This window comes from Crossiella sp. S99.2 (assembly GCF_023094165.1).
In the GTDB taxonomy this organism is placed as follows: domain Bacteria; phylum Actinomycetota; class Actinomycetes; order Mycobacteriales; family Pseudonocardiaceae; genus Crossiella.
This window is the reverse complement of sequence record NZ_JALMDK010000016.1, coordinates 164,082-185,849: the sequence shown is the minus strand read 5'-3', so window position 1 is coordinate 185,849 and position 21,768 is coordinate 164,082. Positions and strand designations below refer to the sequence as shown.

Sequence of the window (21,768 nt, the reverse complement as noted above, 5' to 3'; positions counted from 1 at the left end):
GGTGCAGACCCGCAAGGACCACGTGCACGCCTACCAGACGCTGGTGGGCCGGATGAGCGCGGCACTGTTGCTGGGCGACACCAACTACGGTGAGCCGCCCGCCCGGCGCGCGGTCACCGGGGTGATCTTCGGACTGGTGCTCGGCCTGTTGATCGGGGTCGCCTTCTGGGTGTACGGGCTGATCAACCCGGGCGGCAACACCGCGTGGCGCAAGCCCGGGGTCATCCTGGTGGAGAAGGAGAGCGGCGCCCGCTACGTCTACCAGCACGGGCTGCTCGTCCCGGTGCTCAACCACGCCTCCGCGATGCTGGTGCAGGGCCAGGGATCGACGGTGGAGACCATCAGCCGCGCCTCCCTCGCCGAGCTGGACCGCGGCCGGCCGGTGGGCATCCCGAACGCCCCCGATTCGGTGCCTGGACCCGGATCCCTGGTCACCGGCTCCTGGCTGCTGTGCCTGCCGCAGACCGGCGGCGGGAGCGGGGCGCTGAGCATGAACCTGAACCCCGAGGCCGAATCCACCCCGATCGGCGAGCGCGAGTACCTGTGGGTGGCCGCCGCCTCCGGCGAGCAGTACGTGGTGTGGGGACAGCAGAAGCTCCGGCTCGCCGACCCCACCGTGGCCATCGCGCTCGGCCTCGGCGCGGGCACCCCGCCACTGGCCGCGCCCGCCTGGCTGGCCGCCCTGCCGGAGGGACTGACCGTTGGTGCCGCCGCGATTCCCGGCTCGGGCGGCGCGGGCACGTCGGTGGGTGGCGTGACCCAGCCTGTGGGCACGGTGTTCCGGCACGCGGTGGGCAACGGCGTGGAGAACTTCCTCGTGCTGCGCGCCGACGGCCTGGCGCCGCTGTCGCGCACCGAGGTGGCGCTACTGCGGGCCCACCGCGGGGCGTCCGTGGTCGAGGTGGACGCCGCCGCGATCGCCGCCGCCCCACGTTCCGCCGACACCTCGCTGAGCACCCGGCTCCCGGACCTGCTCACGATGAAGCAGGTCCCGGCCGGGCAACGGGCCTTCTGCCTGCGGCAGCTGACCAACGGCGCGCAGCTCGCCAGCCAGGTCGTCACCGCGCCGCGCCGGCTGGCCTGGACCGGGATGACCGCGCAGACCGGCGCGTACCTGAAGCCGGGCACCGGATTGCTGGCCGCCGCCGTGCCCGCGCCGACCAAGGCGGGGGTCAAACCGGACCGCTACCTGATCACCGACCGCGGGTTCAAGTACCGGCTCGCCGACGACGAGGCCGTCCAGGCCCTGGGTTTCGGCGGGATCACCCCGCGCCCGGTGGCCGCCGAGGTGCTGGCCGCGCTGCCCAGTGGACCGGCGCTGAGCCGGGCCGAGGTGGGCGTGCCGCAGAGAGGAACTGGCTGAGGTGAGTGTGCTGACCAAGCGCCGCGGTGGACCGGAGGGTGGCCGCGGCATGACCAGCCAGACCATCGGCAATGCGCTGGTGGTGCACCCGCAGGCCGCGCTGCGCAACGAGATCCGCGATCTGGCCCTCGGGCTGGCCGCGGATCCCGATCACCAGCTGGTGGTGGTCGACCTGCCGGGGGAGAGCCCGTTCTCGGTGTGGGAGTCCACGGCGAAGTTGTTGCCGCGCAAGCGGTCCGGCATCCGGCTGGTGATCGGCAGCCGGTCCAGGGAGACCACCGCCCTTGCCGGGCAATGGTTGTCCGAGCGGCTCAACCGGGTGGTCATCGCGCCGGACGGCCACATCATGCCCGGGGTGGGCGGCTCGCTGTTCGTGGACGCGGGCTGGGGCAGCGGCTGGGTCCGGTTCCAGCCGGGCCGGCCGCCCAAACGGGACGGCAAGCGATTCCCCCGGCCCGCCTGGGAGGCCCCGTCCTCGCTGGCCGAGATCATGCCGACCAGCGCCAACGGCGTGGCCGAGCCGCTGCCCGGCGGGGTGTGGCTGCGGCCGCGCGGACCCGAGCACATCCTGGGCCCGCAGCGGGCCCGGCTGATCGCCACCGTGCCCTGCCAGCCGGAAATCTGCACCGTGGTGATCGGCTGCCCCGGCGCCGCCCCGGTGACCGTGGACGACATCACCCGGTTCTGGGGCTGGCTGCCCGAGGACGTGCGCCCCCGGCTGCGACTGGCCCGTTTTGGCCCGGTGGAAGGCAGGGGCGGGGTGCCCTACGGCCAGGCCGTGGCGGATGCGTTGGGGGAGCACGTGATCTGCTACCCGGGTCTGCCGGTCGGCGCGCGGATCGAGCCGGACATCCACCTGGTCCGCGCGGACGGCTCGCTGGGCTGGCAGGCCAGTGTGGGCGAACTCGGTTACGCGCCAACGGAATCGTGGCAGGAGCCGTCGGCGCCGTACCCGGTGAGCTACCGGGCGCCGGTCTTCGGTGTGCAGGAGGTCGGCCGGGCGGTCTACGGCTACGCCCCCGACGCGCTGCTGGAGGTCGTGCAGTCCGGCCTGTGGCTGCGGCCGCACTACGACACCGCCAACGCCGCGGCGATCCGGCTGGCCGAGGCCGACGCCGAGCGCCAGCTGGTGCTCTACGACGAGGGTGATCCCGAGTCCGCGGCGCGGATGCGCCAGCTCGCCGAGGATCTGTTCGGCAGCCTGGACAACGCCGCCCAGCGGCTGAGCTGCGTGGCGCCCGCGAGCGCGATCCTGCACCGGCGGGCGGAGATCGCGGGCCCGGCCAAAGGCGCGCTGGGGCCCGGTATCGCGGCTGCTGGTTTCGCCGAGGCGGCGACCCTCATCCAGCCGCGGCTGCGGCTGGAGCCGCCCGCCAAGCCCGCCGTCCCGCGGCCCGAGGAGCCCGCCACCCTGCGCCTGGAAAGCGCGCCTGAACCCGGTGGGGGTGGTTTTCTCCGCGAGATCGCCGCCCCCGCCGTTCCAGCCGGACTGGCACCGGTGCGCGCGGCCACCGACGCCAGTCCGGACCCGGCGGCCGAGCGGGACTCGGTGCGCCAGCCTTCGCCGTCAGTGGCCCCGAAAAGGGCGGCGGAGGCCCCGGCCGCGGTCGGCTCGACCCCCAGCGAGCCGGTCGCGGCCCCCACACCCCCGGCGCCCGCCGTCGAATGGGTCTCGGCCCTGCAGGCGGCGCCCGTTCCCGAGGCCGCCGCGCTGGTGCCCAAACGCGGCCTGGACCAGGAACGCGAATGGCTGCGCCGGGCGCTCAGCCGGGAGTACGCGGCGGTGGCGAACTCGGTCGGCCGGGTGCTTTCCGAACACCCCGGCTTCCAGAGCGCCCTGGAACGCTCCTCCGGCCGGGTGCTCACCGACGCGGTCGCGGTGCGGCTGTACCTGTCCGCGGCAGGGGACGAACTCGACCTGCCGCTGCGCCGGGCATTGGCCGGTCCGCACGTGCCCTTCGCCCGGTGCGCGGTCTCCGGACTGAGCAGGCTGCCCTCGCACCGGGGCGCGGCGATCTTCTCCGCCACGCCCACCGCCAGGGAGTGGGAGCTGTACCGGAGCCGGACGCTGTGCACCGAATGGGGATTTGTCAACGCGCTCACCGCGCCCTGCGCGCGACAGCAGGCTGAACACCAGACCGACGTGTTGCTGTGGTCGATGACCTCGCGCCGAACCAAGCTGCTCGAACCCGACGGCGAACCCACTGCGGACCGGGTGTTGTTCGTGCCCGGCACCAACTTCAAGGTGCTCGACGTGACCGAGCCGGCCGAGGGCAGCCGTGGGCAGATCGTGTTGCGCGAGCTGGCGGCTGGCGAGATCGACGCCGAGGGCCGGGTGGACCGCAACCGGGCCGCGCTGGACGAACTCGCGCTCACCTCGATGCGGCGCTGCGTGGAGAAATGGGCTGCCGCCAACGGCGAACAGCGGATGCCGGAGTCCGCGGCGCGGCGGTTCGAGCTGCTGCCAGGTCTGGTCCGAACCGTGCGTGGGGAAGGGTGAGCCGCCGATGAATCGGCAGTTGCTGGTGGTGTCCGAGGGCAGGCCGGGCGCGTACCCGACGATCGGCGCCGCACTGCGCGAGGCCAGGGACGGCGCGACGATCTCGGTGTGCGCCGGCCGGTACGCGGAGAACCTGGTGCTGACCCGGATGGTCACCGTCACCGCCGAGGACGGCCCTGGCACGGTGGAGGTCTCCGCGCGCACCGGCAGCGCGGTGGTGGTCGAGGCGGACGCGGTGCAGTTCGCCGGGCTGAGCTTCACCGGCGCGGACGAGCAGTGCGCCGCGGTGGACATCCGGCGCGGCGAGGTCGCCTTCGACGACTGCCGGATCGCCGTCTCGGCCTGGGCCGCCCTGCTGGCCAGGGACCAGGGTTGTGTGGTGCTGCGCAACTGCGTGGTCACCAACACCACCGGGGTGGGGCTGGTGATCACTTCCGCGCTGCCCAGCGTGGTGGAGCACACCGAGATCACCGAGGTCGCCTCCTCCGCGGTGGTGCTCACCGAGCACGGCTCGCTCGGACTGCGCAATGTGGTGGTGCGCAAGGCCGGTGGCAACGGGATCTGCGTCAACGGGCAGGCCAGGGCGGTGATCGAGGGCTGCGAGATCATCGAGGCGGCCAAGCCGGCCCTGGTGGTGGAACAGCACGCGGGCGCGGAGATCCGGGACCTGGTGGTCACCCGCAGCGCCACCATCGACCTGTACCTGCGCACCACCGGCGAGGTGAGCATCGCCGACTCCGACTTCACCGGCGCGGGCATCCAGTCCGCGCACATCGCCGACGGGGCCGCACCCCGGTTCCGCGGCTGCCGGTTCAGCTCGGCGGCGCAGGTCGCGGTCTACGTCACCGGTGGCGCCGCACCGCGCTTCGACGACTGCCGGGTGGCGGACAGCCCGGTGGGCATCGCGGTGGACGGGGCAGCGACGCCGGAGTTCGGCGGCCTGCGGGTCGAGGGCGCCACGCAGGCCGCGCTGCTGCTGGACGCGGGCGCGCGGGTCGGGCTGACCGGCCTGCGGGTGACCGACTCCGCCGGGGCCGCGCTGGTGCTCAAGGGCCAGGCCAGGGTGGTGCTCACCGACGCGGTGGTCGAACTGACCGACGGTCTGGGGCTCGCGCTCACCGAGGGCGCCGCGGCCGAGGTCAGCGATCTGCGGCTGAGCGGATCCGGCGCGCGCCTGGTGGCGGTGGCAGGCGGGTCGCGGGCCGAGTTCGCCTCCACGTTGTTGCGCGGTGGCGGTTTGCGGGTCGAGGACGCCGAAGTGTCCATTCAGGACAGTGAGATCGTGGATCCGGCCGAGGACGGGATGAGCGTGGCGGCCGGGGGAGTGCTGCGGGCGCTGCGCTGCCGGGTGCGCTCGGCCCGCAGGCACGGTGTGCACCTGCTCAGCGGCGCCCGCGGCGAGGTGCGGGAGTGCGAGATCACCGGCAGTGCCGGGGACGGCGTGCTGCTGGATACCGAGGAGCCCGCCACGGTCGCCGACTGCCGGATCACCGGCAGCGGGGGCAGCCCGGTGCGCCGGGGCGTGGAGCACGAACAGCTTGCGGTGCACGGGATCGTCACCGGCGACCCCGCCCCGGCGGCCGCACCGCGCCCTACCGCTCGGTCGGTACCGGAGCGGGAGGCCGGGCCGGCGGACGCGATCGGCAGCGCGGCCGGAGTGGTCCTGGACGGGCCGCTGGCCGAGTTGCAGACGCTGGTCGGCCTGGACGGGGTCAAGAGCGAGGTCGTCGGCCTGATCAACCTGATCAAGATGTCCCAGCGCCGGCAGGAGATGGGCCTGCCGATGCCGCCGATGAGCAGGCACCTGGTCTTCGCCGGGCCGCCCGGCACCGGCAAGACCACGGTGGCCCGGCTCTACGGCTCGGTGCTGGCCGAACTCGGCATCCTCAAGCGCGGCCACATGGTCGAGGTCGCGCGGGCGGACCTGGTGGCCCAGTACATCGGCGCGACCGCGATCAAGACCACCGAGGTGGTCACCAAGGCCATGGGCGGCGTGCTGTTCATCGACGAGGCGTACACCCTGGCCAGTGGATCCGGTGGCAGTGGGCCGGACTTCGGGCAGGAGGCCATCGACACGCTGATGAAGATGATGGAGGACCACCGGGACGAGATCGTGGTCATCGTGGCCGGCTATTCCGAGCTGATGCAAGGCTTCCTGGCCTCCAACCCGGGTCTGGCCTCCCGGTTCTCCCGCACCATCGAGTTCCCCAATTACAGCGTCGGCGAACTGGTCACCATCACCACCAACCTGTGCGGCAAGCACTACTACGAACTCACCGACGACGCGGTGGACGCGCTCACCGACTACTTCGAGCGGGTGCCCAAGAACGACACCTTCGGCAACGGCCGGGTCGCGCGCAAGCTGTTCGAGGCGATGGTCAACAACCAGGCGTCCCGGCTGGCCCAGAGCCCACCGGCCAAGGACACCGAGCTGAGCAGGCTCACCGGCGCCGACCTGAACACCGAACTCGTGGTGCTGGAACAGGTCTCGCCACGCAAGGCCGGTCCCGACCCGGCCACCGACCCGGAGGCCGCGGTACAGGCCAGCCTGGGCTGGCGGCGGCTGTCGCAGCTGTGCGGGCTGGCGGGGGTGGCGGAAGCGGCCGGGGGCACCCTGGTGCGCCTGTGTGCCTTGCGGGCCAAGGGAAAACCGCCGGGCAGACTGGCCAACGTGGTGCTGTCCGGCCACTCCGGGATGGGGCGTAGCGCGGTCGCCGCGCTGTACGCGCAGGCGCTGACCGAACTCGGCGTGCTGAGCACGGGGCAGGTGCTGCGCCGCAGCCTCGGCGAGCAGCTGTGCCCGCGCTGGCCCGGCCAGGCGAACAGCCTGGTGGACAAGGCATTCCAGGACGCGACCGGCGGACTGCTGCTCCTCGACGCCGACGGCGACTGGGCCGGTGGCTCGCTGGAACGCCGGGTCGAGGCGGTGGACGCGCTCTGCCAGGCGATCCGCCGCAACCCGGGCGGCCCGGTGGTGCTGCTGCTGGGCGAACCAGCGGCGCTGGCCGCCCTGGCCGAGCTGTCCACCGAACTCGGCGACTGCTTCGGCGAGCGCTGGGACTTCGCCGAGTACGAGATCGAGGACCTGGCGGAACTGGCCCTGCGCAAGCTGATCTGGTGCGGCCACGAGGTACCCGCGGAGGTGGCCGAGGCACTGCACGACCTGCTCGCCGAGGGCGAGGACCGCACCGCACGCGGCGCCCACCGGCTGGCCCACCGCCTGGCGACCACAGCGGCCTCCCGCACCCTGGCCGCGGCCGACCTCTACGCACTGACCCGCGCCACCCTGCCCGCCCTGTCCCTGGACGAAGGCCTAGCCCCAGTCGGCTGACCCGTCCCGTACCAACTTGGGCCAACTGGTACGCCCACTTGGGCCAAACCGGCGTACCAGTTGGCCCAACTCGCCGGTTGCGTGTTCAGTGCTGGACTGGGAGTACGACGCGGAAGGTGCTGCCGCGGCCGACCTCGCTGGTCACCCGGATGGTGCCGCCGTGTGCCTCCACCAGGTACCGGGTGATGGTCAGCCCCAGGCCGCTGCCGCCGGTGCGCCTGCTGCGCGACTTGTCCGCGCGCCAGAACCGGTCGAACACGTGCGGGAGATCCTCGGCCGCGATGCCGATCCCGGTGTCGGTGACCTCCAGCACCGCCTCGTGCTCGTCGACCCGGCCGGTCACCACCACCTCGCCGCCGGGCTGGGTGTAGCGCAGCGCGTTGGACACCAGGTTGCCCAGAGCCTGGCGCAGCCGGACAGGGTCCGCGGTCAGGTGCAGTGGACCGTCCACATCCGTGCGCAGCGCCACCTCGTTGCCCTCGGCCAGCACCCGGTGCGCGCTCACCACGTGCTCGATGACGTCGGCGGTGTTGATGGGTTCGGGGTGCAGGCGCAAAGTTCCTGCGTCGGCCTGGGCCACGTCCTGGAGATCGTCGACCAGACGTTCCAGGAACAGCGATTCCTCCAACAGCATGGCGGTCAGCTGCGGGTCCGGGGCGGCCAGTCCATCTTGGACCGCCTCCAGCCAGCCGGTGATGTTGCCCACCGGGGTGCGCAGTTCGTGCGCGACATCGCTGATCAGCGCCTGGCGCTGGGCCTCGGTCAGGGTGACCCGGATGGACATCAGGTTGAAGGCGCGGGCCAGTTCCCCGATCTCGCCCCGCGCGGTGGTGCACACCCGCGCCTCGCGGTCACCCGTGCCGAGGCGGCGGGCGGCCTCGGTCAGCTCCCGGATCGGCCGGACCAGCTGGTTGGCCAGCAGCCAGGCGGCCGCACCGGCCAGCACCAGGATCGCCGTCATGATCAGCAGGATCCGCGGCAGCCGGTCGAAGCTCAGCACGGCCGGGGCCGGGATCGCCGTGGGGGAGAGGTAGAGCAGGGCGGGCGGTGCGACCGATCCGGCGAGCTGGTCCCGGCGCGCGGCGGTGAGGCAGTCGGCGACCTGCGTGGGCGAACCCGGGGGCGGTGGGGTCAGGAACCATCGCGAGTTCGCCGGTTCGGCCCAGTTAGTGTCCACAGTGGACGCTGGGAGCCCGTTGCGCCGCAGGCAGTCCGTGAGCTTGTCGAGCAGTGTGGCATTGGTTGCCAGTTCGCCGGGGGTGGACCGCGTCAGCTGTCGCGGGTCCGGCAGGCAGGGAGTGCCCGGCGTGCTCCAGGTGACCCGGCTGCCGTCGGGCTGGACCAGGTGCGGGCGGCCCGCCGGATCGATCTCCATCCGCAGCCGGGTATCGCAGCGCGCCGCGGCGCCGGCGAGCTGCCACAGCCGCTCACCGTCCACTGTGGACAGCTGGTACGGGCCGAGCGCCCTGGGATCGATGGCCGGACCGGGTTTGACGGCCTGGTCGACGTGCAGTGGATCGACCAGCGTGCTCGGCGCGGCCAGCGGCACCGCGGCCGCGGCGCCCTCCGGCGCGTTGTCCGCGATGAACTGGCCGTCCTTGCCGCGCAACACGATCTGCCTGCCGGTCTCGGCCCGTAGCGAGTCCAGCACGGGCTGGATCCTGGACCAGTCCTGGTGCGTGGCGGCGTAGTCGAGCAACCGCTGGTAGAGCTTGCCGTCGGCCTCGATCGAGCGGGACTGCTGCTCCGGCCCGGTGGCGACGGTGGTGGTGAGCAGGGTGGTGGCCACGATCGAACCCGCCGCGATGACCAGGCACACCGCGAAGAACCGAAGCAGCAGAGTGTTCCGGCGGGCCATGGGGTTCGTCTCAGTCCTTGTCGTCGGCGAGCTTGTACCCGATGCCGTAGACCGTCACCAGCAGCCGGGGCCGCCGCGGATCGATCTCGATTTTCTTGCGCAGCTTCATGATGCGCACGTCCACCGCGCGCTCGGTCATGAACTCGGTGCCGAAGGCGTCCTCGATGAGTTGTTTGCGGGTGAACACCCGGTTGGGCGCCGCGGCGAAGATGCTGAGCAGCCGGAACTCCGCCGGTGTGATGTCCACCCGCTGGCCGCGGACGCAGACCTTGTGCGCCACCCGGTCCACGGTGATCTCGCCGACGCTCAACAGTGGACTGTCGGTGGCCTCGGCCGGTCGTGGGCTGGTGCGGCGCAGGATGCTGCGCACCCTGGCCACCAGTTGCCGGGGCCGGAACGGTTTGGTGATGTAGTCGTCGGCGCCGAGGTCGAATCCGGTCAGCACATCGGGTTCCATGGACCGCGCGGTGAGCAGCACGATGGCCACATCGGACTCCGCGCGCAGCCGGGCGCACACCTCCAGGCCGCTGAGGCCGGGCATCATCACGTCCAGCACGATCATGTCCGGCTTGAGCTGGCGGGTCCTGGTCAGGGCGGACTCGCCGTCGAAGACGACCGACACCGTGTGCCCGTCGTGTTCGAGGTACCGGCGGATCAGTTCCGCCTGCCGGGAATTGTCCTCGGCCACCAGAATGTCCGCGCACATTGCCGCAGTATGCACGGGCCGAAGTGGCAGCGCCCGTGCCGAAACGGGACTGTCACACTTTCGGTCGGCGCTGATCAGCACACCCCGGCGCGGACGGCGAAGGCGACCGCCTCGGTGCGGTTGCCGAGGTTGTACCGGGTCATCATGCGATAGAGCACATTCTTGACGGTGCGCTCGGAGTAGCACAGCTTGGCGGCGATCTCGTCGGTGTCGAATCCGTCGGCGAGCAGGGTGAGCACATCGACCTCGCGCTCGGTCAGTCCGGCCGCGGTCAGGCCGCTGGGCGCGAGCACGTCCTGGTGAATCCGGGCAAGTTCGCTGACCAGCGCGCCCTGCAGCTGCGCTGGGAAATGCGCGTTGCCCTGGCGCACCGACAAAATCGCCTGGGTCAGGCGCAGGCCGTCGATCTCCTGCAGCGGCAGCACGGCGGCCAGGCCGCAGGAGAGCGCGTAGGCCATGGTCCCGGGTTCGAGGTGGTCGGTCACCACCACGCAGCGCGTCGGGGGCGTGGCGGGTAGTCGCGGGTAGCAGCGGTGCAGCGCGGCGAAGGACGAGCGGGTGACCACGTGCTCGATGAGCAGCACCACCTCCGCCGCGGCGAGATCCACGTGTTCGAGGTCCCGCGCGCTGCGCACGAGGCCGACCGATTCGGCTCCGATCAACTGGTCCGAGGCCAGCACCGCGACCTTGGTGGTTCTCATCTCGGCTCCCGAGGGGTGAATGGGAAATCGAATACCGCCGCTCCTCGCTTCCCTTGGCCGAAGGGCCGCTCCGCCGATACTTGCACGGACCAGGTCCCGGCCAGCGAACTTGACGGGAAGTGGTCATCGGTTCTCCACAGTTGCCCGAGCGAACATCGTCACGGGCCGGGGGAATAGTGAAGCAGTTCTGCCCGAACGTTCTTCGTACATCGATTCAGGCAGCACTCTGGTGAATCCTGGATTCGTCATTCCCGAGCGTGACCGGCGATCGCGGCCGCCACTGTCCAATCCGGAGGAAGTGTGTTGCAGCTCAACGGGTCCTGGCGCGGCGGGCTCCTGGTTCCCGCGTACTTCCAGCCCGACACCGCGCCCGCGGACTGGCGGCGGCTGACCGGCGCGGTGGGTCCGGAGTGCGCGGTGGTGCTCAATGTGGACGGTGGCGCGGGCCCCCGGCCGGAGCCGAAGCTCCAGTGGATGGTGCAACAGCTCAAGTTCGCCGGCACGCGGGTGCTGGGCTACGTCGACACCAGTCACGGCCGCTGCGCCCGGGAGCGGGTGTACCGGGAACTGGTCCGGCACCGGGCCTGGTACCGGGTGGACGGGGTGTTCTTCGACCGGGTGCAGGGCACCGCGAACCGGTTGCCGTTCTACCGGCAGCTGGCTGGGATGTCCCGCAGCGCGGACTGCGCGTGGCTGGTCCTCAACTGCGCGGGCTACCCCCATCCGCGGTACCTGGACTTCGCCGACCTGGTGCTGCCCTTCGACGGCCCGATGAGCCTGCACGAGAACCTGGAGGTGCCCGCCTGGGCGGAGCAGCTGCCACGGGAGCGGTTCGGCCGCCTGGTCAACGACACCCCCGAGTTGCTGACGGAGCAGGTGCTGCGCGAGATCGCGGCCGCCAACGCCGGCTGGGCCTACGTGACCGAACAACGCGGCTGGCAACCCTGGAGCAGACTCGCCAGCACCCTGCACCAGCAGCTGTCCGCGGTGCGCCGCGGCGTGTTCGACCCGAAGTCACCTGCCTTCGGCGGATCGCGCCACCACCGCGGAACCCAACCCCTGGCCGGAGTACTTCAGGGCAACGGGGTTTCACTTCCGCGCTGGAGTTAGGCCATTCGGGTTGCCACGCCCACGATGCGCTCGTTCTACTGCCGGACAGGTCAATGGGTGAAGGGTGCGCGGGTGCCGATGTCAGGTGCGGGGCAGTCGGAGCGGCTTGACGCGCCGCGCCGCCTCCGCGCGAGCCGGGGCCCTCGCCGGTGACCATCGAGTTCGACCCCAAGTACGAGCCCCTGGTGATCCTGGTCGCCGGCTCGAAGGTCCCCAGGGTCAGCCCGAACCAGGCCCGCGCCCTCGGCGACGCCTATGAAGTCCTCAGTGGACTGGTCCGGGAACTGGGGGAGAACGTCCGTTCGCAGATCGGCTCGGTGGAGGGCGCGGTCAGCGAGCGGATGGGCAAGGGCTTCCGCGACTTCGTGCACAAGCTCGTGGAATCCTTGCCACAACTGGAAAAGTCCGTCCACGAGCTGTCCGGCAGCCTGCGCAAACTCGCCCTGGACGTCGAACAAGGCACCTACTCGATGCTCATCGAGATCATCTTCTTCGTCAACTCCATCCTCTGGGCCCTGGCAAGCCCGTTCACCGCCCCCCTGGTGCCCGGTTTCATCACCAGCGCCCGCTTCGCGATCGGCCGCATCGCCGGGAAAATGCACTGGGCCGCCCGCCTCCTGGCCGAGGCGATCGAGGAGGGCGTCGAGGAGGTCCTCCAGGACGTCGCCGTCCAGTTGATCCAGTTCGCCGAAGGCAACCGCCAGGCCTGGGACACCTTGAGTCTTGGCATGTCGGCTCTTGGTGGCGCGGTGGCAGGGGGCGTCGCGGGCGGCATGCATATCGGCATGAACAACTGGCGGCCCAATGTTGGGAACTCCCTTCTTTTTCATGGTGCCACCGAAGCTGTGGCCGACGTCGCGGCGGGCGCCGTCGGCGCGGCTGCCAGTGGTGGCAGTTTTGATGATTTGTGGGTGGGCGCGGTCGGTGGTGCGTTCAGTGGTGGGGCGGAGAAGGGGGCCAGTGGGGTTGGGGATCGGATTGCCGGGTCGCTGCATGGGCCGTCCATTGTGGATGGTTTGGATGCGGGATCCATTGGGGGAGGGGGGCTTGGTGGGGGTGGGGTTGGTGGGGCTGGGGCTGGGGTTGGGGGTTCGGGGGTAGTTGGCGGGAGCGTTGTCAAGGGGGGAGATCGGGGCGTTCTGGGGGGTGGGGCGGGGAGTGTTGGGGAGAAGGAGGGTGGCGGGCATCGGGGTGGACTGGGCGGGGGGCCGTTGGAGCCTGGGGCGTCGCCGGCGTCGCCGTCGTCGCCGGGTGGGGTTTCGGGGCCGCCCGGGGGAGTGGGCTCATCGCCGGTAGGAGCGGGCTTGCCGCCCGTGGTCGGGAGTTCGCTGCCGGGCGGAGCGGCATTGCCGCCTGGTGGCGCCAGGTCGTTGTCGGGGGGAGTGGGTCTGCCGCCTGGCGGCGTGAGTTTGCCGCCGGGAGGAGCGGGATTGCCGTCTGGTGGCGTGAGTTCGTCGCCGGATGGGGTGTCGGGGCGGCCAGGGAGTGTCTCGTCGTCGCCGGGTGACGTGGGGTCGCGGCCCGGTGAGGTGGCGGCGCCTGGCGGGGTGGGGTCGTTGCCGGGTGATGTGCCGTCGCAACCGGGGGGCGTGCCGTCTCCGCCTGGCGGTGCGCCGTCGTCGCCTGGAGGTGTGGGGTTGCCGCCGGTGGCTGAGGTCCCGGCTCGCCCCGATGCGCACGCACCGGCACCGGCCGCGGGTCCGTCGGCGCCGGTCGCGGGGCCGCCCACTCCCGTGGCGGGAGTGCCTGCGCCGGTTGCGGGGCTGCCTGTGCCGGTCGTGGGTCCGGCGGTACTGGTTGAGGGTCCGCCTGCCCCGGTCGCGGGACTGCCCGTTCCGGTTGCGGGTCCGTCGGCATCGCTCGGGGGTCCGCCCGTTCCGGTTGCGGGTCCGCCTGCTCCGGTCGTGGGGCCGCCTGTGCCGGGGGCGGGTGTTCCCGGTGCCGACGTGTCCGGGGCCGTCCAGCCGCCCGTTTCGCACCCGCGGGCGCCTGAGCCCCAGCCAGACCAGTCGTTGCCGGGCGTTTCCCCGCGGCAGCCGGATGGGCTGGCTCCGCGAGGTCAGACCGATGAGTGGCAGGCCACTCAGTCTGGTTCGGCTCGCGGGTCGGGTGAGTGGCAGGCCACTCAGTCTCGTTCGGTTGGTGGGGCGGGTGAGTGGCAGGCCACTCAGCCTGGGGCGGTTCGTGGGGCCAGTGAGTGGCAGGCCACTCACTCTGGGGCTGGCGGGGTGCTGGGGGCGTCGGGTGGGTTGTCCGTGGCGCATGGAGGGCCGCCGTCGATGGTGGTGGATTCGCCGGTGTCGGGGCCGAGTGCGGCGGCAGGGACGGTGGCGGAGCAGTCGCCCGGGAAGCCTGGCGCCTCGCTGCCTGTTGCTCCGCAGCCTGGCGCCTCGCAGTCAGCTGGCCTGCAACCCACTGGCCCGCAGCCGGAAACCCGCAGCGGCCCGGAACACAACGTCCGCAGCAGCACCAACCCCACCCCGGCCGACAGCCTCCGCACCGACAGCCTCCGTATCGACAATCTCCGCACCGACGTGGCCACCCCGCACATCGCGCACGCTCCGCCCGGACTCGCGCCCCGGACCGAGACCGATGTGCCGGCGGTGTTCTCCGGCAACGGGCCCGCGGTGAGTCCGAGCGCCGCTCCACCCCTCAGCCTCGAAGCGCTCGCCGACACCGGCTCCGACAGTGACACCGGCTACGACCGCGACACCGGCCCCGCCCCGGAAACCGAGGTCGCGTCCGAGCCGAGCACCGCCCCCGCCGCGAACATCCAAGCCCCGGCCCTGGTACACGGGCGCGAGCAGCTCGCTGGGGCTGCTGTGGAGCAGCGGGCTGGGTTTGAGGTGCGGCGGGCGGTGCAGGATGGGGTGCCGACCACTGAGGTCACGGTTGTGGTGGCGGTTGATCCGGCGGGGCGGAGTGGCGAGCAGGGTCGGCGGGAGTTGTTGCGGGAGGCGCGGAACGATGTTGACGCGCGGCTCAACAAGCCTGGGCTGAGGCTGCCCAACGGGGACCTGCTTCGCTTCCGGGTGGTTCCGAAGAGCCCGGAGACCGCGGTTGTGCATCACGTGGCGCGCCTCGATGCCGGCCCGCCGCTCGCCAAGGATCTGTTCGGGGTGGTTGAGGGCGGTTACCCGAAGGATCTGGCGCAGCTCGTCGCCGAGGTGCGGCCCGGACCCGTCGGCTCGCCCGTCACCGCCGAGCCCCAGCCGGATCCCGCAGCAGCACCCGCGGCCGCGCTGGAATCCGCGACCGCGCCTGTGGCCGGTGACCCGGTGGAAACGGGTGCGCCGCCGGCAAACCCGCCGGAGCCGGGTGGCGACCACGACGGCCCCCTCACCGCGCAGCAGCTCCGGGACGGCCTGCCGCGCTACCTGCGAGACAGCCGATCCCTCGGCGCCGCCCAGCAGAAGGAGCACGCCCGGGGCACCGCGCTGGACGTCGAGGCGCGGTTGCGGCAGATCGCGCCGCAGGTCAAGAAGTGGGACGGCGCCAAGGAAATCGGCGAGATGTTGGCGCAGGACATGGCGGGCACGCTGGGGGATGGGCTTCGGGTGCGGGTGAAGGGGGATGGGAAATACTACCAGTTGCGGATCGCCTCGCGGTTCGACTGGGCTGGGGATGGGTTGCGGGACAAGGGAAAGGCCGGGTACCACCTCGAACAGGCCTCGAAGTCCAAGGTGAGTTCCGCGGTGCGGGAGGCGGATCGGCGGGACAACAACATCGCGCCGGTGCTGCGATTCACCGGGCTGCCGGGGGTCATCGTGCAGGTGGTTCCCTCCGTGCAGTCCGCGCCGACCGAGGAGGTCGGCAGTGAGTTGCGGCAGGAGCTGGGTGGGTCTGCGGAGATCGAGCATGGCTCGCCGCATGAGGTCTCCGTGCCGTTCCGGGTGGAGTTCGGCCTTTACGACGACGCGGGGAACCTCGTCCGGTCGCCGGTGGGCGGGCCGGTGGTCACCGCGGACGCCGAGGTCACCCTGGCCATGCCGGTGGATCTCGGCAGCCGGGACGGTGCGGGCGCCAGGGTGTTGCGGGCCGAGCGGGCTGGCTGGGGTGGGGTGATTCGGCCGGCGCGGGCTCGGGCGCTGGCCAAGCTTGGGGTCAGTCCGGTCGGGCGGGCCGAGCGGCGGCGGTTGCTGGGGGAGGGCGGACAGCGGTCGGCGCCGAGGCTGGTTCGGTTGCCGGGGCACACGCTGGTGGAGTCCGTTGTGGTCAATCGGGGGCCGCAGCCCACTGACATCCCGGCCTTCGCCGATCAGGTCATCGAGAAGCTGGGGCCGCGTTACGCCGGGGCGACCGCGATCGGGTCGGAGGGGCGGGAGGCGATCCAGGAGTTTCTCAGTGCGGGCAATATCGCGGCCAAGTTGCGGGCGATGGCGCTCTACGACGACCGCGATCCCAGCGACCCGCCCGAGGTGCGCGCGCGGAAGGACGAGGCGTACCAGGACAAGAAGTGGATCCGGTCGCCGGTGATCTTCAAGGGCAAGAACCGGGGCGGGTTCGAGTGGCGGCAGCGCAGCACCCAGCTGGAGATGCGCGCGGTCGCCCGCTGGGTGCGGGTGGACCAGACCAAGAGCGGCGTCAGCATCACCCAGCGCACGCACGAGCACTACGAGCACACCGGCAAGCAAGGGGTGAAACGCCGGTCCGGGGTACACGCCTTCCTCGGTGGCGGCGCCGAGTTCGAGCCCGCGTTCACCGCGGCGGGCGGGCTCACCTCCGACGCCACCCTGGAACAGGGCGTCACCGGCGGGGTCACCGGGTCCACCGCGGCCAAGGAAGCGCTCAAGATCACCGGGGATGCCGTTCGGTACGAGCTGGTCTACGACATTGAGGTCCGGCAGGTCGGTCGCGCCGGGGAGCAGCCGTGGCGGTTGCGCGGCAATGTCGGCGCCGTGCAGTGGACCACCGCCCGCGAGGCGGGGTGGGCGGGGCTGGTCGAGGCCGATCCCCAGGACACCGAGTTCCGCTCCGGCGCGGACCGGACCCGTTTCGGGCCGCGGGAGTTCGAGACCGGGCAGGCCGTCCTGGGCATGGTGGAGGAGGTCAGCAGCGGTCAGCTGCTGGCGCGGGCGCTGCGGCCGCTGCTGGGTGACGTGCCGCTGCAGAAGGGCTGGTACCTCAACAAGGACAAGCTCATCCGCTCCTTCACCGACCCCGACATCAAGGACGGCCAGCTCACCGCCAAGGCCCTGGCGGCGCTGGAACGGGGCAAGGCGCTGACCTTGGCGCTGTCCGAACCGGAGATCAACCGCCTGACCAACCGGCTGATCGGCCCCGGCCTGCACGTCCCGGTCCGGCGCGCCGGGTACTTCCACGACTACCGCACCACGATCGTGGTCAAGGCGGAGGTCGGCGCCATCACGGAGGGCAATCCGCTCACCGCCGAGGAGTTGCTGGCGATCTACCGGGCCAAGGACGTCACCGGGGTCGACAGCGGACACGGCCGGGAGACCGGACTTGGCGGCGGTCCGCAGGGCCGTCTGCTGGGCCCGCTGGGCAACACCGGCGGCGCCGAGGCGTTCGGGGCGCTGTACTTCGGCGCCCGCGGCGCGCGGACCTGGGCGCAGGAGACCACGCAGACCTTGGGCGGCAAGCACAATGTCGAGCGGTGGCGGGGCGGCTCGCTCACCGAGCAGGGCAAGCTCGGTGACCGCCCGGTCCGCCAGTTCCGGGCCGAGCTGACCATCACCAGCGAGATCCACGCCGACCGGCGGCATAACCAGGCGATCCGCAAGATCAGCTTCGGTCGCCGGGGCCGGCACCTGCCCGCGCACGCGCAGCTCACCGCGCCCGACCCGATCACCGTCCCGCTGCGGATGCTGCTGCCGGAAGTGTTGCTCACCAACGGGGATCCCAATCAGGAGCAGGCGATCCAGCCTCGGCCCAACCGGCCGCTGGCCGACGCGCCGGCCCCGCACGCGCTGCCCGCCGCGCTGTCCCGCTCCTTCGACGACGTCGAGATCCTCGCCTTCACCGGCGCGGCCGCGGTGCAGCGTTCGGCGGAGGAGATGCTGAGCCTCGCCACCGAACGGGATCCGGTGGTGCGCTCGCGGGTCGGGGACATCGCCTACTCGATCAACTCCCGGCTCGCCCCGGAGGCGCTGCGTCGGGACCTGCGATTGTTCAACCGCACCACGGTGATCGACTCGACCAAGCTGCTGCACGGCCGCCGCGCGGCGGACCTCTTCGGCGCGCTGGGTGTGTCCTTCCGGCCCCGGTTGTCCGCGCGGCAGGTCAGCGCGGCGGAGTACCAGGAGGTCACCCGGCAGCTGGAGAGTTCCAGCAAGGGCACCGGCGGCGCCGGGACCACCGACCGCTACGGCGGTTACGTCATCGCCGTGCCCGTGCTGACGAGCGCGGGTCACTCGGAGACCGACGGCGGCGTCCGGGTCTCGCCCCGGGGCGTCTTCGGGGTCTCGGCCTCGGCCTTCACCGTCGAGCGCGGCGAGTCCCAGGCCGTGAACCTCAAGGGCGGGGAGAAGATCGCGCTCCGCGAGCTGCCGAACAAGGTGGTACTGGCCCGGCTCGACATCGAGGCCACGGTGGTCGCGGAGGCGCGGTACAAGGGCAACCTCAGCTTCGGCCTGGCCGAGCCGGATCCGGCCCGGACCGCGGGCGAGGTTCTCGACCTGCCGGAGTCGGCGCTGGTCTGGCTCACCGAGGACCAGCTGCACGAGCTGAGCACCGGGACCCCGCCGCCGCGGGAGGACGCGGCAGCGCCCGCGGACCGGGGGATCGAGCCGCCGTCCTCGCTGCGGCCGGGGGAGTCGGCGGGGCAGTCGATCGGGCTCGGTGGCATCATCGAGCGGATCGACCTGAGTCCGCGGATCGCCGACCTCCGCGCGGAACTGGCCCAGGCGCCCGGCATCGGTCCCGACCTGGCGGCCCGGCTGCTGCCGGAGAGCAGCCTGGATCCCAAGAACGGCAACATCGACGCGGTCAAGCGGTTCCTGTCCGAGGTCAACGGCGCGGTGCACAACTCGCTCAACGGCGGCCAGGCCAACCCGATCCGCGCTGAACTCCGCTTCAGCGGCCAAACCTATGAGCTGACCCTGGACGCGGCCTTCACCGAGGCCCCCGAACGCGGTGTGGTGCGCAACGTCGGCAAGCTCAAAGCCACCGTCAGCGCCGAATTCGGCGGCCAGGACACCAGGATCAGGGCGCGCACGCTGGTCAACGGCATGTTCCTGGCCCGCGTGGCGCTGGTGCTCAGAAGGACACGAGGTCCCCGGCCAGGGACTGCCTCGGCAGGCGCGGCCCGCACCCGCCGAGCCGACGGTCAGGTGGGCGCGGGTCTCGGCGTGGAGATCGCGGCGGGGCGGCGGGGGCGGAAGAAGACGACGGAGCAATCGGTCAAGCACAACCACTCCGGCACCTTCGCCGGGCCTGCCGCCGTGCACCAGGGCAGGCTGGAGCTGAACCTGCGGATCCAGCGGCACGGCCGCACGATCGCCGCGGTCCCGGTGACCGAGGACGTGCGGATCACTAAGATTGCGGAAGAGTCGTTCCCGGCGCCTGAACACGGCGGCAGGCTCGGCGCCATCGAGACCGGACCCCGCCCGGTGACCGGCACACTGTCCGAACAGGACCTGGCGACCTGGCGCGCACAGCTGGCCGACGGCACGCCGGCGCCGAAGCTGCCCGCGCTTGAGGGCTACTGGGCCGAGCACTATTTCGGCGACGTCGAGGCCCTGCGTGCGCAGGCCCGGGAGGTGCTGGCCGGGTCCGGGGTCCGGATCACCCCGAAGATCAGGCGCACGCTGCAGGCGGCCATCACCCCGGCGACCGTGCGCGCCGGGCTCTCCGCCGCCGCCGACGGGACCTTCGCCGTACCGCTGCCCGGGGGCGTCGACCGGGACCTGGAGATCCACTTCCGGCTGCCCGCACAGCCGAGGTTCGCCGGCGCCAGCGCCACTGTCCGGGTCGGCTCGTACACGACCTCACGGCAGTCGACCGAGGTGGTGGTCAAGACCGGCCAGGAGACCACGCTGGTCCAGAACACGCCGTTCGGCGCCGCAGGGCAGTCGACCGACGTCGAGCGGGCCGCAGGCGCCGAACCCGCGCAGCCCCCGAGCCGGACACCCTTCGGCGACAACGCGGCCTACGCGCTGCGCCAGGGGCAGGTGCTCACCGGCCCCGAGTCGGACCGGTTGAAGGCCACCAGACTCGACGAGGACGGCCCGGCCCACGACCCGCTGATGCCGTGGACGAACAAGGACGGGGACCAGCTCTCCCGGGTCCTGCTGGCCGGTGCGGAGTTCCGGGTGGTCGCGCGGCGCCGGTCCAAGCCCGCGTTCGGCGGGGCTCAGGACCAGGCCACCTACCAGGACCTGCGGGTGCACGACGCCTACGCGCTGCGGGTGCGCGAGCCCGACGCCGCCGCGCTGACCGGGCAGGCCCTGCCGGACACGCTGGTCACCGCCACCAGGGATCTGGCGGACAAGGGAAAGGCGTGGCTGGGCGCGGAACAGCGCCGGATCGCGGCGACCGCGGCGGCTGAGGAGGCGGGCCGTCCGATCGAGGCGGGCGAACGGCGGCGGGCCAGGGCCAGCGTGGACCGGCTGCACGAACTCGACACCCGCATCCAGCGCCAGCAGGCCCACCTGGACACCGTCCGCGAGCAGTTCACCATCGCCAGGAACGCCGCGGCCGCCCGCCCCCGGGGGCTGTCCTCGGCCCGCCGCCAGCTGGAGCACCGGCGGCAGGCGTTGTTCAAGGCGGACACCGAACTGCGCCGACTGATCGACCGCAAGCGCGAGCTGGGCGCGGTGGCGCTGGACCGGGGTGGCGTCAGCACGGCGGACAAGCGGCGCTACACCGAGGCGGTGGCCAGGGAACGCGCCGCGGTGGACGCCGAGCGCGCGGCGGAGCAGGCGTGGTGGGACGCCAAGGCATTGTACGACAACGAGATCGCCGGGGTGTACGCGGCGGAGAGCGGTCGGCGCGCCGAGGCGGCGGAGCAGTCGGTGACGCCGCAACTGCCGCCCGGCGCCCGGGTGCCGCGCGCGCCGCTGCCCGCGCCCGCGGTCGCTCGCGCGCATCAGGCCGTGGTCCAGCTGCTGGCCGAACCCGCGGTCGACGGCGGCAGGCTGCTCGGCCGCCTGCACCGCCTGATGGGGCTGCCCGACTCCGGCAGGCTCTCCACCCGGCTGGCCGAGGTGCTCTCCGCCGCGCACGACGATGGGCGGCTCTCCACGGCGAACTACCAGCGCGCGCTGCAGGTCATGGGCCGGATCACGGTGTTCCCGGCCGACCCCGCCGCGGCACGCCCGGTCGAGTCGACCGCTGTGCCCGCTGACGAGTCCCCGGCCGACCTGCCGGAGGTGGCGGAACTGGCGCGGGAGGTGGGGACCCGGGTCAGCACCGGCGATTTCGAGGGCGCGGTGACGCTGCTCGGCGGGCTGAACCGGGATGTGCAGGCAATCCAGGCTGTGACCGATGCCTACCGGTCGGCGTTCGACCGCGACCTGTATGCGGACCTGCTGGCGTCCAGGCCGGCGGAATCGGCCTACCTGGATCACCTGCTGGGCCGGGTGAACCCGGATCCGGTGCCGCTGGAGCAGGCCCAGGACTGGTTCCGGCGGATGCGGGAGCTGACCTTCGACCACCCCCGCTCCGGCGCCCTGACGCTGCCGCACGACTACCCCGAGGACGGGTGCTACTTCCGCGCGCACCGCATCTCGCTGGCCCTCTGGCAGCTCGGCGCTCAGCCGCACAAGATCTTCGCGGCCGGGCCCGACATGGAGCTGCGCGTCACCACCGCCGAGGACGCCACCAACGACCAGCCGGTGGACCTCCCGCTGGACTTCCACGTGGCCACCACGCTGCTCGTGGACGGTCCGCGCGGCCCGTCCTGGGCGGTGTTCGACCCGACCGTGGGCCCCGGCGGGCTGCTGACCGTCAACCAGTGGCTCGCCGCGATGAACCTGGCCCCGGGGGCCGTCCGGCGCTACGCGGGCACCACCGAATCCGTCCGGCAGCGGCTGATGACCGAGCGCGCGCAGAATCCGGGCGGGTGGGAGGACGACTACCCGATCGACGCCCCCATCGCGGTGATCACCGGCGCCCGCACCTACGAGTTCGCCGAACTCGTCGAACCCATGCCCACCTCCTTGCGCCGGGCCGACCAGGAATTCCGCAGCGACGTCGAGAACATGCGCAGCTACTACGCCTTCGCCGCACGGCGGCGGGTG

General features: G+C 72.2%; 9 protein-coding genes (1 of these 9 cut by a window edge). 5 read left to right on the top strand and 4 right to left on the bottom strand.

From position 1 onward, the window contains the following. The first annotated feature begins 1 nt into the window (after position 1). The 3 genes from eccB to MZC64_RS40910 are packed head-to-tail and all read left to right on the top strand — an operon-like array spanning position 2 to position 7,194. Complete coding sequence (gene eccB, locus MZC64_RS40920; protein ID WP_247765027.1) at positions 2-1,363, top strand: type VII secretion protein EccB; 1,362 nt, start codon at positions 2-4, stop codon at positions 1,361-1,363. A 49-nt stretch (positions 1,364-1,412) separates the two neighbouring features. Then, positions 1,413-3,863, top strand: a complete 2,451-nt coding sequence (locus tag MZC64_RS40915) for a hypothetical protein (RefSeq protein WP_247765026.1) — start codon at positions 1,413-1,415, stop codon at positions 3,861-3,863. Positions 3,864-3,870: 7 nt separating this feature from the next. Next, positions 3,871-7,194, top strand: a complete 3,324-nt coding sequence (locus MZC64_RS40910) for a right-handed parallel beta-helix repeat-containing protein (protein ID WP_247765025.1) — start codon at positions 3,871-3,873, stop codon at positions 7,192-7,194. Between the two features lie 85 nt (positions 7,195-7,279). On the opposite strand, the gene MZC64_RS40905 is transcribed toward MZC64_RS40910, so the two are convergent. From MZC64_RS40905 to MZC64_RS40895, 3 genes are all read right to left on the bottom strand, one after another. Beyond that, positions 7,280-9,052, bottom strand: a complete 1,773-nt coding sequence (locus MZC64_RS40905) for a HAMP domain-containing sensor histidine kinase (protein WP_247765024.1) — start codon at positions 9,050-9,052, stop codon at positions 7,280-7,282. 10 nt (positions 9,053-9,062) lie between these two features. Then, positions 9,063-9,758 (bottom strand): response regulator transcription factor, encoded by a 696-nt coding sequence (locus MZC64_RS40900; RefSeq protein ID WP_247765023.1) that lies wholly within the window; start codon positions 9,756-9,758, stop codon positions 9,063-9,065. A gap of 74 nt (positions 9,759-9,832) precedes the next feature. After that, the gene (locus tag MZC64_RS40895) at positions 9,833-10,459 is read right to left on the bottom strand and encodes a response regulator transcription factor (protein WP_247765022.1); all 627 of its coding nucleotides are present in this window, start codon (positions 10,457-10,459) and stop codon (positions 9,833-9,835) included. 303 nt (positions 10,460-10,762) lie between these two features. On the opposite strand from MZC64_RS40895, the gene MZC64_RS40890 reads away from it, so the two are divergent. Next, on the top strand, positions 10,763-11,569 hold the full coding sequence (locus tag MZC64_RS40890; protein ID WP_247765021.1) for a spherulation-specific family 4 protein: 807 nt from the start codon (positions 10,763-10,765) through the stop codon (positions 11,567-11,569). A gap of 50 nt (positions 11,570-11,619) precedes the next feature. On the opposite strand, the gene MZC64_RS40885 is transcribed toward MZC64_RS40890, so the two are convergent. Further along, the gene (locus MZC64_RS40885; protein ID WP_247765020.1) at positions 11,620-12,564 is read right to left on the bottom strand and encodes a hypothetical protein; all 945 of its coding nucleotides are present in this window, start codon (positions 12,562-12,564) and stop codon (positions 11,620-11,622) included. A 1,332-nt stretch (positions 12,565-13,896) separates the two neighbouring features. On the opposite strand from MZC64_RS40885, the gene MZC64_RS40880 reads away from it, so the two are divergent. Next, positions 13,897-21,768, top strand: partial view of a protein-glutamine glutaminase family protein gene (locus MZC64_RS40880; protein ID WP_247765019.1) — the beginning only. It continues 20,976 nt past the right edge of the window; the window shows 7,872 of its 28,848 coding nt (coding positions 1-7,872); the start codon lies at positions 13,897-13,899; the stop codon falls past the right edge of the window.